17 protein-coding genes and 1 tRNA gene are annotated in these 15,193 nt (G+C 60.1%); 4 read left to right on the forward strand and 14 right to left on the reverse strand.

Features of this window, described 5'->3' with window-relative positions:
- Window positions 1–327: 327 nt before the first annotated feature.
- From AC2FNZ_RS00865 to AC2FNZ_RS00880, 4 genes are all read right to left on the reverse strand, one after another.
- Entirely contained in the window at window positions 328–1,428 is a 1,101-nt protein-coding gene (locus AC2FNZ_RS00865) for an AAA family ATPase (RefSeq protein WP_496839223.1), read from the reverse strand.
- 309 nt (window positions 1,429–1,737) lie between these two features.
- Window positions 1,738–1,814: transfer RNA gene (locus AC2FNZ_RS00870), tRNA-Arg, on the reverse strand.
- Window positions 1,815–1,835: 21 nt separating this feature from the next.
- Window positions 1,836–2,312 carry a GNAT family N-acetyltransferase gene (locus tag AC2FNZ_RS00875; protein WP_093963389.1) on the reverse strand — a complete coding sequence of 159 codons (477 nt, stop codon included), beginning with the start codon at window positions 2,310–2,312 and terminating at the stop codon, window positions 1,836–1,838.
- Window positions 2,313–2,624 (reverse strand): ETC complex I subunit, encoded by a 312-nt coding sequence (locus tag AC2FNZ_RS00880; RefSeq protein ID WP_093963390.1) that lies wholly within the window; start codon window positions 2,622–2,624, stop codon window positions 2,313–2,315.
- Between the two features lie 160 nt (window positions 2,625–2,784).
- Between AC2FNZ_RS00880 and uvrB the strand changes: the two genes are divergently transcribed.
- Entirely contained in the window at window positions 2,785–4,971 is a 2,187-nt protein-coding gene (gene uvrB, locus AC2FNZ_RS00885; RefSeq protein ID WP_170373035.1) for an excinuclease ABC subunit UvrB, read from the forward strand.
- 2 nt (window positions 4,972–4,973) lie between these two features.
- On the opposite strand, the gene AC2FNZ_RS00890 is transcribed toward uvrB, so the two are convergent.
- Window positions 4,974–5,522, reverse strand: coding sequence for an NYN domain-containing protein (locus tag AC2FNZ_RS00890; RefSeq protein WP_496839224.1), 549 nt, complete (start codon window positions 5,520–5,522; stop codon window positions 4,974–4,976).
- 190 nt (window positions 5,523–5,712) lie between these two features.
- On the opposite strand from AC2FNZ_RS00890, the gene AC2FNZ_RS00895 reads away from it, so the two are divergent.
- A complete protein-coding gene (locus AC2FNZ_RS00895; RefSeq protein WP_170342060.1) occupies window positions 5,713–6,420 on the forward strand; it encodes an ORF6N domain-containing protein in 708 nt (235 codons plus the stop codon).
- Here AC2FNZ_RS00895 and AC2FNZ_RS00900 read toward each other — a convergent pair.
- The 4 genes from AC2FNZ_RS00900 to AC2FNZ_RS00915 form a co-directional block, all read right to left on the reverse strand.
- The gene (locus AC2FNZ_RS00900; RefSeq protein ID WP_170342062.1) at window positions 6,417–6,770 is read right to left on the reverse strand and encodes an MmcQ/YjbR family DNA-binding protein; all 354 of its coding nucleotides are present in this window, start codon (window positions 6,768–6,770) and stop codon (window positions 6,417–6,419) included. The genes AC2FNZ_RS00895 and AC2FNZ_RS00900 overlap by 4 nt on opposite strands.
- Window positions 6,771–6,826: 56 nt before the next feature.
- The gene (locus AC2FNZ_RS00905; protein WP_170343256.1) at window positions 6,827–7,384 is read right to left on the reverse strand and encodes a lysozyme; all 558 of its coding nucleotides are present in this window, start codon (window positions 7,382–7,384) and stop codon (window positions 6,827–6,829) included.
- Window positions 7,385–7,411: 27 nt separating this feature from the next.
- Window positions 7,412–7,702 carry a hypothetical protein gene (locus tag AC2FNZ_RS00910; RefSeq protein WP_093963396.1) on the reverse strand — a complete coding sequence of 97 codons (291 nt, stop codon included), beginning with the start codon at window positions 7,700–7,702 and terminating at the stop codon, window positions 7,412–7,414.
- A gap of 160 nt (window positions 7,703–7,862) precedes the next feature.
- Window positions 7,863–8,255 (reverse strand): excalibur calcium-binding domain-containing protein, encoded by a 393-nt coding sequence (locus tag AC2FNZ_RS00915; protein ID WP_496839225.1) that lies wholly within the window; start codon window positions 8,253–8,255, stop codon window positions 7,863–7,865.
- A 119-nt stretch (window positions 8,256–8,374) separates the two neighbouring features.
- Between AC2FNZ_RS00915 and AC2FNZ_RS00920 the strand changes: the two genes are divergently transcribed.
- Window positions 8,375–8,884 carry a HugZ family pyridoxamine 5'-phosphate oxidase gene (locus tag AC2FNZ_RS00920; protein ID WP_170460844.1) on the forward strand — a complete coding sequence of 170 codons (510 nt, stop codon included), beginning with the start codon at window positions 8,375–8,377 and terminating at the stop codon, window positions 8,882–8,884.
- Here AC2FNZ_RS00920 and AC2FNZ_RS00925 read toward each other — a convergent pair.
- A complete protein-coding gene (locus tag AC2FNZ_RS00925; RefSeq protein WP_496839226.1) occupies window positions 8,869–9,276 on the reverse strand; it encodes a universal stress protein in 408 nt (135 codons plus the stop codon). The genes AC2FNZ_RS00920 and AC2FNZ_RS00925 overlap by 16 nt on opposite strands.
- A gap of 72 nt (window positions 9,277–9,348) precedes the next feature.
- Window positions 9,349–9,669, reverse strand: a complete 321-nt coding sequence (locus tag AC2FNZ_RS00930; RefSeq protein WP_093963400.1) for an antibiotic biosynthesis monooxygenase family protein — start codon at window positions 9,667–9,669, stop codon at window positions 9,349–9,351.
- 139 nt (window positions 9,670–9,808) lie between these two features.
- Between AC2FNZ_RS00930 and AC2FNZ_RS00935 the strand changes: the two genes are divergently transcribed.
- Window positions 9,809–10,474 (forward strand): hypothetical protein, encoded by a 666-nt coding sequence (locus AC2FNZ_RS00935; protein WP_496839227.1) that lies wholly within the window; start codon window positions 9,809–9,811, stop codon window positions 10,472–10,474.
- 43 nt (window positions 10,475–10,517) lie between these two features.
- Here the strand turns inward: AC2FNZ_RS00935 and AC2FNZ_RS00940 are convergent, their stop codons facing one another.
- The 3 genes from AC2FNZ_RS00940 to AC2FNZ_RS00950 form a co-directional block, all read right to left on the reverse strand.
- Entirely contained in the window at window positions 10,518–12,803 is a 2,286-nt protein-coding gene (locus AC2FNZ_RS00940; RefSeq protein WP_496839228.1) for a glycosyl hydrolase family 28-related protein, read from the reverse strand.
- 142 nt (window positions 12,804–12,945) lie between these two features.
- Window positions 12,946–13,347 (reverse strand): DUF4864 domain-containing protein, encoded by a 402-nt coding sequence (locus AC2FNZ_RS00945; protein ID WP_170343260.1) that lies wholly within the window; start codon window positions 13,345–13,347, stop codon window positions 12,946–12,948.
- A gap of 48 nt (window positions 13,348–13,395) precedes the next feature.
- On the reverse strand, window positions 13,396–14,970 hold the full coding sequence (locus AC2FNZ_RS00950) for a lysine--tRNA ligase (protein ID WP_170342077.1): 1,575 nt from the start codon (window positions 14,968–14,970) through the stop codon (window positions 13,396–13,398).
- Window positions 14,971–15,193 lie beyond the last annotated feature (223 nt).

Consider the following 15,193-nt stretch of genomic DNA (forward strand, 5'->3'; position numbering starts at 1 on the left):
CTCTGGGCAGGACGGGCCACAGGTCGCGGGAATGAAGGTCCCCTTTTGCGATCTCATCTGTTACACGCTGCACGGCCACGAATTCACACTTTCCGCCCTTTTTCAGTGCCCATCCATCTTCGGGCTGGATCTATGGCTTCGAAGTCTTTGTCCGGGTTGCCCCGAACCCGTGGTTCCTTCGGCACCGGGAACGGATAGTTTAGGTGCGTGGGCGACCTCAGATCGAGCACCGCTGCGCGGGGTCGGTTACTCGGACGGGATGAATGTATGTCGCTTATGTATGCTGCCATTGATCCTCTGTAGGAAAACTCTTCCAGGGCGGTGCCTTCAATGCAGCAAGGGGCGCATCGCCAGCGCCTCGGCGCGGTCGAGCATCCGGGCGACGGTGCGCAGGCTCAGGCGGCGGTGGGCCATTGCACCGGTCTCGAAGATGGCAGCGAGGGCGTCGACAGCAGGCGCGGGAAGGCCACGCCGGGCGGCTTCGTTCATTGCGAAGTCCCGTAGCTGCCCCGTGGTCAGATCCGGCAGGTCCAGCACCACGCAGCGGCTCTGGAATGGTTCCGGCAAACCCTGCCGGCTGTTCGCCGTCATCACCCAGTTCACCCAGGACATGTCCATCTTGACCTGAAAGAACGGGCATTCCCAGGTCGCTGCCGTCATCCGCTCCAGCAGCGGCAGCAGGGCGTCAGTGAGCGTATGGCGCGAGCCTTTGTTGGAGTGAACCTCGTCGGCCTTCTCGATCTCGTCGATGATCACCAGCGGCCCGGCATGCCGGCTGTTCAGGACCGTGTTGACCAGCTTGCCCGCATGGGCGCTGCCCCAGCCGCGCTGGGATCCGGTGAGCGCGAACGACGCCGGCTCCCCGGTTGCGTCTATCTTGGTCGCGGGCACTTCCAGATGATGCGCCAGCCGCCGGGCCCAGAAACTCTTGCCGATGCCGGGCGGGCCGTTCAGCACCAGCGGGGTGAAACGGACACTGGGCAGGCGCTCGCGTGCCGAGGCCCGCAGCCCGTGCCAGACAGCTTCGGTGGCGGGCGCCATCCAGGGCATCTCGGCGTGCAGCGCAGCGGCGATCTCGTCCGCCTCGTGTTCGGTGGTGACGCGGATGACCGGCAGTCCGCCGCGCAAGGGCGTCAGCTTCGCTCGATTTTCCTCGCTGAGGTGAGACAGGCCGGACAGGGCGTCCAGCCGCTGCACGTACCGGTGCGCTCGACGCCGGATCTTCCGCCGCTCGGCCTCATTCAGATAGTCGAAGAACTGGTCCATCTTGTCGCGGTCGCCTTCATCGTCACCGATCTGCGCCGCCTGGTGTTGCCTGCGGAGGGCGCGCAGGAATGTCTTCAGGCGCCGCTCGACCTCGTGCAGTGTCGGCAGGTCGTCTTCGAACCGCAGCGCATGAAATGGAATCGTGGTCGTGGCACGGGGCATCGCAGAATCCTTTCGTGGCGCGACGGGGCTTGCCGCGCTGGTGTCCACACCGCCGGGGCGGGCGGGGCTGATGGGTGTGAAAGGTTCCGGAACCTATGGAACGATTAGGGAACAACTAACGTGCTGCGTGTCAACGCATCCTGGTTGGGTTGCGCCATCGAACCCGGCCGGAGTGAAAGAACCGCTACACGACACACAAGTTGTTGAAAGAACTGCGCTAAAAGGAAGGTAGATTCGAGGGCAATTCAAAAAACCGCTTTTTGTCGTAAAAACGGACTTTGGATGTCGAACGTCACTAGGATCAGGAACTGGCGATCCCGGAAGGACTCGAACCCTCAACCTGCTGATTAGAAGTCAGCTGCTCTATCCAGTTGAGCTACGGGACCGCTGGGCCCTTCTTGATCGGTTTACAGCCGGGGTTCAAGAGCCAAGCGCATGAACGCGCTGTTGGGATCGTCGTGATACCCAAAGATCGGACCGCAATAGCTGTATCCCAACGCTTCATAGAGTTTGCGTGCGGCGTCGTACTCGGCCAGATGGGCCGCGCCGGTTTCCAGAACCAGAGCAGAGATTCCATCGGCGCGTGCGCATTCGGCCAGGTGGTTCATCATCGTCCGCGCCAAACCGCGCCCGCGCGCCTTGGCCAGGATATGGACCGACTTCACCTCGGCCGTCCCGTCCGGCAAAGCCTTCAATGCGCCGCACCCCAAAGGCTCGTCGTCGTCAAACAGAGCCCAGAACCGAATATCCGGCCCAGAGAGCGCCTCGGCATCCATTGTGTGATTGCTTTCGGCGGGTCCCGCAGCTTCGCTGTGCGCGAAATGCGCCTCGACCACCGGCCGCAGCGCGGCCGAAGTCGGATCCGCCTCGCGGATGTCAATCATTCAGTGGGTCCAGGGACCGCGGCGGTCTGTTGCAAAGTTTTCGCCGTACCCGCGCTGGCGCAGGTTGGGTTTGCGCTTGTGCGGTTCGCTGACCAGAACTTCGATGCCATGATCCTTGGCGTAGTCCAACGCTTCTTCCTTGGTGTCGAACTTCAGGCGAACCTGGGATTGCGTGTCCGAGGACGACGTCCAGCCCATCAGCGGATCAACCTCGCGCGCCGACGCAGGCGCGAATTCCAAAACCCATTTGCGGGTCTTGGCCATACCCGACGTCATCGCATTTCTTGCAGGCTGGTAAATCCGTGCGCGCATGTCGCCTCTCCATACTCGGTTGGTCGCGACCGTTTATGCGTCAGAGTGCGGGCGGGGACAAGATTGCAAATGCCGCAGGGCCATGCAAATGACCGGTGCTGCAGGGGTTGCATGCGGACAAAATAAGAACAAATGTAAGAAGCCCAAGCGGAGCCTGCCGATGCCCTATGCACATTCTGACAAAACCCAGCTGACCGTCGACGATGTCCGCGCCCGCCTGAAGCTTGAGGGCGGCAAGCGGTTCGTCATGCATACGGAGTTTGCACCGGCCGGGGATCAGCCAACGGCCATCAAGGAACTCGCCGCCGGTGTCCTGGACGGCGAACGCGATCAGGTGCTGCTGGGCGCCACCGGCACCGGTAAGACCTTCACCATGGCCAAGGTGATCGAGGAAACCCAACGCCCCGCCATCATCCTCGCCCCCAACAAGACGCTGGCGGCCCAGCTTTACGGCGAGTTCAAGGGCTTCTTCCCGGACAACGCGGTCGAGTATTTCGTCTCGTACTACGACTACTACCAGCCCGAGGCCTATGTGCCGCGTAGCGATACCTATATCGAGAAGGAGTCGCAGATCAACGAACAGATCGACCGGATGCGCCACTCGGCCACCCGCGCGCTGCTCGAGCGTGACGACGTGATCATCGTGGCCTCGGTCTCGTGCATCTACGGCATCGGCTCGGTCGAGACCTACGGGGCGATGACGCAGGATCTGAAGGTCGGGAACGAATACGACCAGCGGCAGGTGATGGCCGATCTGGTGGCCCAGCAATATCGCCGCAACGATCAGGCCTTCCAGCGCGGCAGCTTCCGGGTGCGGGGCGATTCCCTGGAGATCTGGCCCGCCCACCTGGAAGACCGCGCTTGGAAACTCTCGTTCTTCGGCGAAGAACTTGAGGCCATCACCGAATTCGACCCCCTGACCGGCGAGCGCACTGACACGATGGAGCAGATCCGGGTCTATGCGAACTCGCACTACGTGACGCCGAAACCGACGATGCAGCAGGCAATCCTCGGCATCAAAAAGGAACTGCGCCAGCGGTTGGATCAGCTGGTGGGCGAGGGCAAGCTGCTCGAAGCACAACGGCTCGAACAGCGCACCAATTTCGATCTGGAGATGCTGGAGGCGACAGGCGTCTGCAACGGGATCGAGAACTACTCGCGCTACCTCACCGGCCGCGCACCGGGCGAGCCGCCGCCGACCCTGTTCGAATTCATCCCCGACAACGCCATCGTCTTTGCCGATGAAAGCCACGTCAGCGTGCCTCAGATTGGCGGCATGTATCGCGGCGACTACCGGCGCAAGTTCACGCTGGCCGAACACGGGTTCCGACTGCCCTCCTGCATGGACAACCGTCCCCTGAAGTTCGAGGAGTGGGACGCCATGCGCCCGCAGTCGGTCTTCGTCAGCGCCACCCCGGCCAAGTGGGAACTGGAGCAGACCGGCGGCGTCTTTACGGAACAGGTGATCCGCCCCACGGGTCTGCTGGACCCCGAGGTCGAAATCCGCCCGGTGGAGATGCAGGTCGACGACCTGTTGGACGAGGTGCGCAAGGTCTCGGCCAAGGGGTTCCGCACGCTGGTCACCACGCTGACCAAACGCATGGCCGAGGACCTGACCGAATACATGCACGAACAGGGCATTAAGGTCCGCTACATGCATTCCGACATCGACACGATCGAGCGGATCGAGATCCTGCGCGACCTCCGGCTGGGGGCGTTCGACGTGCTGGTGGGCATCAACCTGCTGCGCGAGGGGCTCGACATTCCCGAATGCGGGCTGGTCGCCATTCTGGACGCCGACAAAGAGGGCTTCTTGCGCTCGGAAACCTCACTGATCCAGACCATCGGCCGCGCCGCCCGCAACGCCGAGGGCCGCGTGATCATGTATGCCGACCGCATCACCGGCAGCATGGAGCGCGCGCTGGAGGAAACCAACCGCCGCCGCGCCAAGCAGATCGCCTATAACGAGGAACACGGCATCACGCCCGAGACGGTGAAGAAGAATGTCGATGACGTCTTGGCCGGTCTCTATCAGGGCGACGTGGACATGAACCGCGTCACCGCCACGATCGACAAGCCGATGCACGGCGCCAATCTCGAGGCCCATCTGGACGGGCTGCGCGATCAGATGCGCAAAGCGGCCGAGAACCTGGAATTCGAAGAAGCCGCCCGCATCCGGGATGAGATCAAACGTCTGGAAGCGGTCGATCTGGCCGTCGCCGACGACCCCATGGCGCGGCAATGGGCGGTCGAGAAAGCCTCGGAAGACGCAGTGAAATCACGTGGACGGTCAACGGCCGGCCGGCCGGGGCAGCGGGGTGGTAATGTCAAGCGACGGAAGCGGTGAATTTATCTGAACTCTACACGGTTGTCCTTTATTTTGCCTCGCACGAAGACATCCTTCTGAGATATATTCGGGAACTGCTGTTCCCAATCCCTATATCTGTCGTTTGATACTATCCGCGCGTTCAGTTTTTGAGCATCCGTAATCAACAGCGGATCAGCAGGCGTTCCTTTCGGCGCAACCCAAATACGACGTGCGGGAAACCGAAGTGCTTTGGACAGCTTCGCGGGATCTAGGTAACGGCCGGCAACCAAATAACCGATATTTGCATCAAACCAGATTACAGGTTCAAGCCCTTCCGAGATCAACTCGTCAATTACTATTCTCACAGAGTCCAGGTCCGGTTTGTCGTTATTCCAATACAGAACATTTGACCCGTCTATCACGACCCAATTGGCTTGTTTGCGCAGCTTGGTTCTAAATAATAGTAAAATTGCCAGAACTGAACCGACGACCCCGGCCAACATTGGAAGTGTTATGACCGGACCGAAAGCCGTCACCGACAATAACACCGCTGCTAAGGAAAAAATTAACAAGAAAGCAAACCCAATCATACAGAGATTGATAGCAAGTTTTGCACACCCCGCAATAGAGGTGACTTTGCTTCCGTAAAGAGCCCTTTCTTTAGAATTTCTGTTATTGCGTTTTGTCCGCCCCTTAGTTTACGCCCCTCACTCATCCCTTGCCACGCACCCCTCCCTCCTCCACGTTTGAAATCACAAATTGTGATTCCAAACGGGTGCCATGACGAACGCCAAGAACCTGCCCTCCACGCATGCGGTCCAAAGCGCCATTCACCGGGTGCGTGGCACCCGCGTGGTGCTGGCCGAGGATCTGGCGCGGTTCTACGGAAAATCCGTCAGCGCCTTCAATCAGGCCGTCTCGCGCAACAAGGACCTGTTCGAGGGCTACCGCTTTCAACTGACCGACGACGAGGTGGCCGATTTGATATCACGGAATGTGATTTCAAAGCCCAAAGGCCGCGGTGGGCGGCGGGTCAACCCTTGGGTCTATACCGATTACGGCGTGGCCATCGCCTCGACCCTGTTCAAGGACCCGCGCGCGATCAAGATCACCCGGATGATCACCGAGGCCTTCGTCGACGGCGCCAACGCCCTGGCTGAAACCCCGCGTAGCGCGCCCGAGATCCTGCCGCCCGAAGGCACCCCCGCCCCGCTGCTGCCGAATGGCGAACAGTTGCGAGCGCTGGCCGAAAACATCCTCGATTCCGGGCAGCAGAGCCTGGTCGACTACATCGCCAACCCCACCACCAAGCGCCAGCAGGCGGTGGCGACGATCATGAAGACCCTGGCCGAAACCGCAGGCGAAGAGGTGCGCACCCAGCACGAGCGTCTGCGCCTGCGCATCGCTGAACGGTTGGCCGCGGGCGATTACGCCGATGACGATGACCGCAAGCGGCTGATCGAACTGCTGCAGGCGATGAAGGGTTAAAGCCCCAGTTCCGCCCGCATCTTTTTCGTCAGCTTGGCCACGACCATCTCGTAGGACGTCACGATGTGGTCGCGCAGGGACGCATCGCTCATCCCGCGTTCGTCGTAAACCTGCAACCATTTCATGCCGCGCGAGGCCAGATAAGGCGCGGGGCGGATGCCGGGCTGATCCTGCAGCACCTCATAGGCCAGATCGGTGGCCTTGAAGGTAAAGGCGTCCTTGCCGTCGTTCCAGCCGCAGATCGCGAACACCTTGCCGCCCACTTTCCATACATCCGCATTGCCCCACTGCACGACGTGGCTTGTGGCCTTGAGAGAGGCGCAGAAGGCGTTGAATTCGTCTCGGGTCATGACGCCGATCCTGACCGGCCGGCAAGGATTTCGCAAGCAAGCATGACCTGTCGGGCCTAACCGAACAGGTCTTGCAGAACGTCGCCGATCTGCACCGTCGCCGCGCTGGACCAGTCTGGCCGATAGGACGGTTTTCGCACCTGATACTCGGTTCCGGTGCCGGTGCCCGACCATACGCCATCGAAGAACAGAGCGCGCTCCTTGCGCCGCCGCGGGCGTATTTCAGGTGGCCGCCGCCAATACATGATCGCGCGTCGAGCACCGGCCACATCCCCGGCCTTCCACCTGCGCACCCATACGGCCCGGTCTATGGCCCCGGTGTTGTAGTGAAAGGACAAGGCCGCGCCCAACTGCGCCTCGGTCAGGGCGTGGCCGGCAAAGGCCGTTTCCACAGCAGGCAGATAGTTGGTGCGGATAGCCCACTCATACACTTCAAAACAGCGCCGCAAGGTCTGAGGGTTGTCCAGATAGCGCGGCCAGACCGTGTGGCCCGAGGCCGACGTGATCCCCACGCTCCAGGTCCAGACATCAACGGAATCCAGATAGGCCTCGCGCACGATCGCTTCGTGCGAGATAAGCTCGGCGGCAATTCGTGGCGTGATCTTGTAAGGCATCAGGCCTTCCCCGAGTGGCGGCCAATATCACCCCTTGTCCCAATGGGCGATGACATCATAGCCCATCGGCGTCGGAGCTCCTTCAAGATACTCGGCAAACTGGCCCCACAACTCGGCAACCTTGGGGGCGTTTGCGTTTGATGTCGCCTCGCTTTCGACGACCGAGATCACATAGCCGCTGCCATCCTCGTTCATCACATTCGTAAAGCAGTGCATACCGGGCATGCCCATGATCTGATCCTTAAGATCGTTCATTCGGGCCGTGGCGGCCTCACGGGTGCCGGGCTTCATCTTGAACTGGGTAACGCGTGCAAACATGGTTGTCCTCCCTCGCATGGGGTCCAGACCCCGAACCGCGGCAAACTGCCAGCGGACGGTATGATCCTACCACGTCCTGCCCAAATCACGCAGGGACACAGGCAACGCGGTCATCTGCGAGAAAAGGTTCAACCATGAAGATAGGCGTCTTCAAGGACCGTCAGGGGCGGACAAATTTGGCGTTTCCGACAGCCCGGGGTTTGGGCACCGCGCTTTGCGTGGACGCAGGTGCCTGGACCGGCACAGCCGACCGCGTCGCGGCCCGGACACTGGACTCGCATGCGATCCCGTCGCCGTCAGGGTCGTTGCGTTTGTGGTACCCAAGCTGTCCCTCGCGCATCGGTCCAAGACCAACGGAGCGAGCCGCATCGCAACCAGCCAGCGCCACAAGGTGAATCACGGCTTCGGTCCGCTCCAGATCCGAGGTCCGGAGATATACGCCCAGCGCGATCATCCCCGTCGTCAGCGGCAGGGCCAGCACCATCAGCAGAATGCGCAGCGGGGACAGCGCATGTCGGCGCAGGGCATCAGCCTTGCGCTGTCGACGTGCCAAGCGCGGATCTTGCGCGGGTTCGTTGTAAACGGTTGTCTTCAGCTTCATAAGCTTGGCGATACACCAACTATGTGGCAAAGCCGAGGCATCGGAATGACGCAATCCAGCGAGGGCGCCACGTGAACACACGAAACCCATTTCGCCCGGTCGACGAGACTGCGCGGGAACTGGCCCTTGATCTTATCGCGCAGGCCCGTTTTGCCGCCCTGGCCGTGGTACATCCAGACAACGGACTGCCGTCGATAAGCCGCATCGCATTGGCCACCGACAGTGCTGGATGGCCGCTCACCCTGATCTCGGATCTGGCGGAGCACTCACGCGCGTTGGAGGCAAATCCGGCCTGCGCGTTGCTGATCGGCGAGCCCGCTGACAAAGGTGATCCACTGACCCATCCCCGGCTGACCCTGCACTGTACGGCGCGCCCGATCCCACGGGCGACCGAGGAGCATACCGCGCTTCGGGCACGCTACTTGTCACAGCGTCCGAAGGCCGGGCTATATGTCGACTTCGCGGATTTCCGTTTTGTGCGTTTTGAGATTGTCGATGGGCTTCTCAATGGCGGGTTCGGCAAAGCGTGGAAGATGACACGCGAAGACCTTTGCCCACCATCAGATCAGCGAACGACGTGAACTGCGCAGCTGGCGTGGCGCACCACATGTGTCGCGGTCGAGCCGAGCAACAGATCCTGCATCCCCGGTCGGTGCGAAGCCATGATGATCAGGTCAGGTTTGTTGGTTTCCGCCCAATCCAGAATCGTGCGCCCCGAATGGCCCTCGACCACAACGCCTTTGGCGTTCGGCAGCTTGGCAGCCAGAATTTTCAATTCATCCTGGATCGCGCGCCGCGCCTCGGTCAGGTATTCGGCCGGCATGTAAGAGATTGCGTAGTCCGGAATATGCTCGACAACATGCAACAGGGTCACTTTGGCATCTGGCGTCGCCAACAGCTTGGCCAGCTTCAGCGGCCCCGACGTGTCACGCTCGGCATCGAAGGAAATCGGGACAAGAATATTGTGATACATGGCTGGCGCCTCCTTGAGTTTCGCGTTCAGATAGCAGTAGCCAAAGTCTTCTGACCTTGATTCAGGTCAGGATCAGTCAAATGTTTCGGCCACGTCGTACATCACCGGCTCGAAGCTTTTGCACAATTCGTTGATCTTGCGGTTACGCTCGCGCATTTCAGGCGTTCGCAGCATGGCCAGAAAGTCTTCCCGCCGCTCCCACTGCGAATAGTTCGCGATGCGGGTCTGGGCATCGTTGACATGCAGTCCGGCCGCGACAAAACCGGGCTGCTTGGAAATGAAGTTCGCATAGGCGTCGGTCAACGCTTCCAGCAGGTCCTGGCAGGTTCCGGGGGTCATTTCGAAAGTGGTGATAACGGTCTGAACACTGGCGTCTTTTGATATCTTCGGCATCGGTCATCTCCCTTGTCTGACCCAAGCCTAGCACAGGTTTTTCAAACGTCCTGCCTTTCGTTGAGCTGGCGCGAAAAAGTTTCCGAAAAATGAACCGAGCGCTAACCTTCCGTTAACCAAGGTTGATGATCCTGCGCCAATGGCCCGCCTAATCGCCTTCCTGTGTGCAAGCCTTGTGTTTTCGACTCCGGCCGTCGCCGGGGCGTGGCTGCGTGAAAAAGGCGCCTCGTTCACCTCGTTGGCCCTGACGGTGTTTTCCGAGCCCGGGAAGGACATCCGCTTCAAGTCCTCGCTCTATGGGGAATGGGGCATGCGCCCAAACCTGACGCTGGGTTTGGACGCGGAAGAGCATCAGGACCTCTACGGTCATGCCGTGGTGTTTGCGCGCCTACCGGTTGCCGAATTTTCCAACGGTGGGCGGCTGGCGGCCGAGTTGGGTGTCGGCGCGCATCACCGTGAAACCCGCGCATGGGCGATGTACAAGGCAACCCTGTCTTGGGGCAAAGGATTTCAGGCCCGATACGGCAGTGGTTGGCTGGCGGCTGATGCCGCGCTGGAATACCGAAGCCATGACGCTCTGATCCACAAACTGGACCTGACAGTGGGTTTGTCGTCGCACCGTCGGGTCAATCCCCTGCTCCAGATCGAAACGTCCTATGTACCTGGCCGCCCGCTCTATTGGAGCGCGCGGCCCTCGGCGATGTTTCGATCCGAAAGCGGCCCAAACACCTGGATAATCGGGGTCGAGCGTAACGCCGCCGAGGACAGGCCAGGCCTGAGATTCGCGCTGTGGCGCGAGTTCTGAATGCAGCGAGCCGGCCGCTCCAAAAGCGACCGGCCGACCCGGATCAGACCTCGATCCGCATGATCACCGAAACTTCACCGCTCAAGGCCTCGGACCAACGCAACTTGATCTGGTCCTGGTTTGTCCCCTGCTGCAACTGAACATAGGGGGCCGAATAGCGCAGGGTTCCAAAGGCGGTTCTCAGCCCGTCCAAAACGACGACGCTGTCACAGCTGCGGGCCTGCCCGCCAAAGGGGAATGCACCATCCGAGTCCACCGTCCAGGCAGAGGCCGCCGTATTCTGTTCGTGTCGGACCCGCAGCGGGTTCGCGGTTTTGATTGTCACGTTGTGATACGTGTTGTCTGCGAACGTGACATTCACATGCCGATCAGGATTCAGATCGGCAAAAGTTGTATCAACCTTGTCCACGCGGTCGATTGACCCGTTCGCCGTTCGGAACTTGTTGCCCGTGACCGTCATTCCGTTCAGGAAATGCCCGACGCCATGCGGGCGCACGACGATATAGGCGAACCACGGGGCAACGTCACTTGAATAGAAGATGTTGTCGGTGATGCTCATGGCGCTGAAGGAATAGCCCGAGGTGTAGTCGGGTTCGGCATCGCGCTCATTGCTCCACTCAATGAAGCAGTTGTCGACATAATTGTCGGCGATCGAAGAACTGTTGTAGGCCCCGATCATCACCAAACCCGCATTGCGCACACCGTTCGACACGCTGTCGCCCTGAAAGAAATGGTTGCCCAGAACCAGGTTGTTGTCTCCGCCCAGAACCGCGAAGTGGTGGAAACGAACGGCGCGGTTGTGGCGCAGCTTGACGTCGTTGGCATTGGCGTTGATGGCAATCGAACTGCGGTCGGGCACGTCCCGAGACTCCTCACTGGACAGGAACTGGCAACCGTCGATCAACATGCCCTGGCACCCCACGCCGATCGAGGTGATGCCGCGATCCAACGGACGGCTGACAAAGCAGTTCTTCAAAACGAACGTGTTCCCGCCCGGCGACAGGCGGATGGCGCTGCAGCGCTCGTTGCATTGAAACTCGATGTCTTCCATCGCGAATTTCTGCAGCGCACTGAAGCCCGAGAAATCCAACAGGTACTTGAAATCAACGAACGTGAAGGTCTGAGTGCCAGCCGCATCGTAGATGGGTGCGTTCAAGGTGATCTCACCGGCACCTTCATCCTTGGACCGAACATAGATCTCACGTCCAACGCCGCTGCCCTGAACCAACGACCCAAGCGGGATATTGGCCACGTTGGCCACACCGGACAACTTGTAAGGATCCGCCGGATCGTATGTTGCGACAGAGGTAAAGGTCTCGGTGTCCCATGAGGCGCTGCTCTTGACGTCGAACTGCCCGTTGCGGATCACGCGGCGAGTGGAGTAGCTGCCGCGATTGGGCACGGCGGCCTGCATGTCGATCGGCTCGGACACCGAGATCTTGCGGCCGCCCAGGTCCAGCGATTCATGATCCGAGTTGTTCAGCAGCGCCTGAAACGCCTTTTTGAAGGCCAGGGCCTCGTCGCCGAAGGCGGAGATGTAAGTCGGCAGATCGAAATTCTTGGTCAGAAGAAGCATCTTGTCATCAGGCATCGTGACCGTGCCCTCAAAGTCGACCTCCGCGTCCAGCCCAACATCCTGTGCCAAGTGGTAGGTTCCCTGCGGCACATAGATGCGGCGACCTCCCGCGGCTTGGTCTGCCGCCTCGAACGCTGCCGAGTCGTCGGTCACACCATCCCCCAACGCGCCATAGTCCCGCACGTCCACAAGGCTGATCATGTCGCGCAAGAAAACCCCGGTGACATCGGTAATTTCGATATCATCGATCCGAACGAGCGCGCCGTTTGCCCCCTCGATATCGAGGCCGAAATGCCCGTATAGCGCCGAAATTCCCCAAGGCATGTCCACGCAAGGCCGCTGCCCAATCCCGACGATGGCGGTGACCTCGTGCACCACGCCATAGCCCGACAGCTGAATGGCCGGGCCCTGTTCGGTCAGTCCGGAAAGGTGCACGTCGCCGGCCCCTCCGGCCCATCCAGCGATCCGGACCTGCGGCAATGGCCCGCTGATCGCTTTGACCCGCGCCTTGATCTGCAAATAGCAGCCCGGCAGAAGCGGCGTCTGCCCCATGTACCGCAGTTGCTGCGTGGCATTGACCTTCAGTATCTCAAGACAACCGCCAAACTCCGCATCTGCAGGCACGAACACTCCAGTTCCCGATCCGTCATAGGTCGGTGAGCCCGGAGTGCCGTCGCCGCTGGACCAAACATCCAGACCATTCGCGAATTGCGGCGGCGTGAAAACGATGCCGTCGGTGATCGCCTTGTTCATTGAATACCCTTTCCCAAACGCGCCCACTCTTCAGGCTATGGCGCATGCCAAATTCCGGATCCGGAAGCCGCCCGGACACGCTGGTCTGAGTATCGGAAAGGGATTAACCGTCGCTCATATCATCGTAACGGTGGGTGTTGCATCAGGCCGATGGGTCGGAGTTGCCAAGCAGCTGCACTCCGTTGATCTTCCAGCCGTTTTCCAGCTGGACCATCTGATAGTCCAGGATGTGAACCCGGCCGTTCGCATCCACCACCATCACTTTCTGCCACCAGAAACCAGAAATCTGCCGCAATTCCAGAAATCGGATCTCAGCTGGGCGCCAGACCATTGGATAGCCGTTGCGCACCATCGCGCCAAAATTCTCAGGCGTGCGGAACATTGTCTGGATGTTGGGGCTGGCGAAGGTGAAGGCCGTGGCGAAGTCATCGGCCTTGAAGGCTTCAATCTGCGCAGCAATATTGGCTTCGATGTCGCCACTTTGGGCAACTGCGGCTGTTGCCAAACCGGCGCTCAAGGAAACTGCAAGCAAAAGTCGACGCATGGGGCCACCTCCTGCCGGAAAGGTAGCCCCATGCAGTATGTGGTCAAATCAGGCCAGGTCTCCGGCCAAGGCCTTGTCGATCAGTGCAATCGTTTCGGGGACGCCATAAAGGGCGATGAACCCGCCGAACCGAGGGCCTTGGCTGGCGCCCAACAACACCTCGTAAAGGGCTGTGAACCAGCCGCGCATCGGGTCAAAGCGCTCGCGGCCGATGGAATAGACCACCGATTGTAGAGCTTCGTCCTCGACCGGACCGTCATAGGCTTCAAGCGCGGACTTCAGGGCCTCAAGCGCCTCGCGCTCTTGCTCCGTCGGCGCCCGATGCTTGCGTGTCGGCTTCACGAAGTCGTTGAAGTAGCGCACTGCAAAACCGGCGGCTTTGTCGAGGTCCGGGTGGCTTTCGGCCGTGGCTTCGGGCGCATAGCGGCGGATGAAGCCCCACAGCGTCTCCTTGTCCTCGGCACCTGAAACCGACGCGAGGTTCAGCAGCATTGCAAAGGGTACGATCAACGTCGATTCCGGCACGTCACCGCCGTGAATGTGCCAGACCGGGTTGTTCAACTGAGCCTTCAGATCCTGCCCGGGGTAGGCACGCAACTGCTGATGGTACTCATCATACGCCTTTGGGATGACGTCAAAGTGCATCCGCTTTGCCGTCTTCGGCTTTTGATACATGAAATAGGCCAGACTCTCGGTCGGTGCATAGGTCAGCCACTCGTCGATCGAAACACCGTTTCCGGACGATTTCGAGATTTTCTGCCCGTTTTCATCGAGGAATAGTTCATACGAGAAATGCTCGGGCGCACGGCCGCCCAGCGCGCGGCAGATCGCGTCATAGATCTTTTCGTTGGTCGCATGTTCCTTGCCATACATCTCGAAATCGACGCCCAACGCCGCCCAGCGCGCTCCGAAATCCGGCTTCCACTGCAACTTCACATTGCCGCCGGTCACGGGCAGCGTCCACTCCTTGCCATCTTCATCATCGAAGGTGACCGTGTAGGTCTCGGCGCACACCTTTTTCATCGGGACATAAAGGACCCGGCCCGTTTCCGGATGGATCGGCAGGAAGATCGAATAGGTCTGCTGACGCTCCTCCCGCAGGCTTTTCAGCATGATGGCCATGATGTCGTCATAACGTTCGACTGCACGCTTCAGGATCTCGTCGAACTGACCCGAACGATAAAAGTCGCGCGCCGAATAGAACTCGTATTCGAACCCGAATGTATCCAGAAAACGACGCAGCATGGCGTTGTTGTGTTCACCAAAGCTGGGATACTCACCGAACGGATCAGGGACCGAAGTCAGTGGCTGCTGCAGATAGGCTTCCAGGGCCTCTGGGTTCGGCACGTTGCTGGGGACCTTGCGCATCCCGTCCAGATCGTCCGAAAAGCAGATCAGCTTGGTGGGAATGTCCGACAAGGCCTCGAAGGCGCGCTTGACCATCGTGGTCCGCGCCACCTCACCGAAAGTGCCGATATGCGGCAGGCCGGACGGGCCATATCCCGTTTCGAACAGAACGAAGCCCTTTTCCGGTGGAGACTTCTGATAGCGTTTGAGCAACCGGCGCGCCTCTTCGAAAGGCCAGGCCTTTGACGTCATGGCGGTTTCACGCAGTTCAGACATTTCGTTCGTTCTCCATCGGGAAATCAGCGACGGTCGCGCAATGCGACCGATCGGCATCTCCTATTGTGCAGATGCAGCGTGAGTCAATGACCGCAGGCGAGAAACGCCGCCCCTGCTACGATTTCAGACGGTTGCTCGTGACCAGAAACACGGCAAAATCTGATCAGGGCACAAGCAGACATCGGTATGTATTGGAAAACAAGATATTGAACCCTTTGCCACA

This window comes from Ruegeria sp. SAZA006 (assembly GCF_059613465.1).

Coding starts and splice junctions, on each gene's coding strand:
- AC2FNZ_RS00865 (WP_496839223.1), bottom strand. CDS start 1,428: ATGCCCCGTGCCACGACCACGATTCCATTTCATGCGCTGCGGTTCGAA.
- AC2FNZ_RS00875 (WP_093963389.1), bottom strand. CDS start 2,312: ATGATTGACATCCGCGAGGCGGATCCGACTTCGGCCGCGCTGCGGCCG.
- AC2FNZ_RS00880 (WP_093963390.1), bottom strand. CDS start 2,624: ATGCGCGCACGGATTTACCAGCCTGCAAGAAATGCGATGACGTCGGGT.
- uvrB (WP_170373035.1), top strand. CDS start 2,785: ATGCCCTATGCACATTCTGACAAAACCCAGCTGACCGTCGACGATGTC.
- AC2FNZ_RS00890 (WP_496839224.1), bottom strand. CDS start 5,522: ATGATTGGGTTTGCTTTCTTGTTAATTTTTTCCTTAGCAGCGGTGTTA.
- AC2FNZ_RS00895 (WP_170342060.1), top strand. CDS start 5,713: ATGACGAACGCCAAGAACCTGCCCTCCACGCATGCGGTCCAAAGCGCC.
- AC2FNZ_RS00900 (WP_170342062.1), bottom strand. CDS start 6,770: ATGACCCGAGACGAATTCAACGCCTTCTGCGCCTCTCTCAAGGCCACA.
- AC2FNZ_RS00905 (WP_170343256.1), bottom strand. CDS start 7,384: ATGCCTTACAAGATCACGCCACGAATTGCCGCCGAGCTTATCTCGCAC.
- AC2FNZ_RS00910 (WP_093963396.1), bottom strand. CDS start 7,702: ATGTTTGCACGCGTTACCCAGTTCAAGATGAAGCCCGGCACCCGTGAG.
- AC2FNZ_RS00925 (WP_496839226.1), bottom strand. CDS start 9,276: ATGTATCACAATATTCTTGTCCCGATTTCCTTCGATGCCGAGCGTGAC.
- AC2FNZ_RS00930 (WP_093963400.1), bottom strand. CDS start 9,669: ATGCCGAAGATATCAAAAGACGCCAGTGTTCAGACCGTTATCACCACT.
- AC2FNZ_RS00935 (WP_496839227.1), top strand. CDS start 9,809: ATGGCCCGCCTAATCGCCTTCCTGTGTGCAAGCCTTGTGTTTTCGACT.
- AC2FNZ_RS00940 (WP_496839228.1), bottom strand. CDS start 12,803: ATGAACAAGGCGATCACCGACGGCATCGTTTTCACGCCGCCGCAATTC.
- AC2FNZ_RS00945 (WP_170343260.1), bottom strand. CDS start 13,347: ATGCGTCGACTTTTGCTTGCAGTTTCCTTGAGCGCCGGTTTGGCAACA.
- AC2FNZ_RS00950 (WP_170342077.1), bottom strand. CDS start 14,970: ATGTCTGAACTGCGTGAAACCGCCATGACGTCAAAGGCCTGGCCTTTC.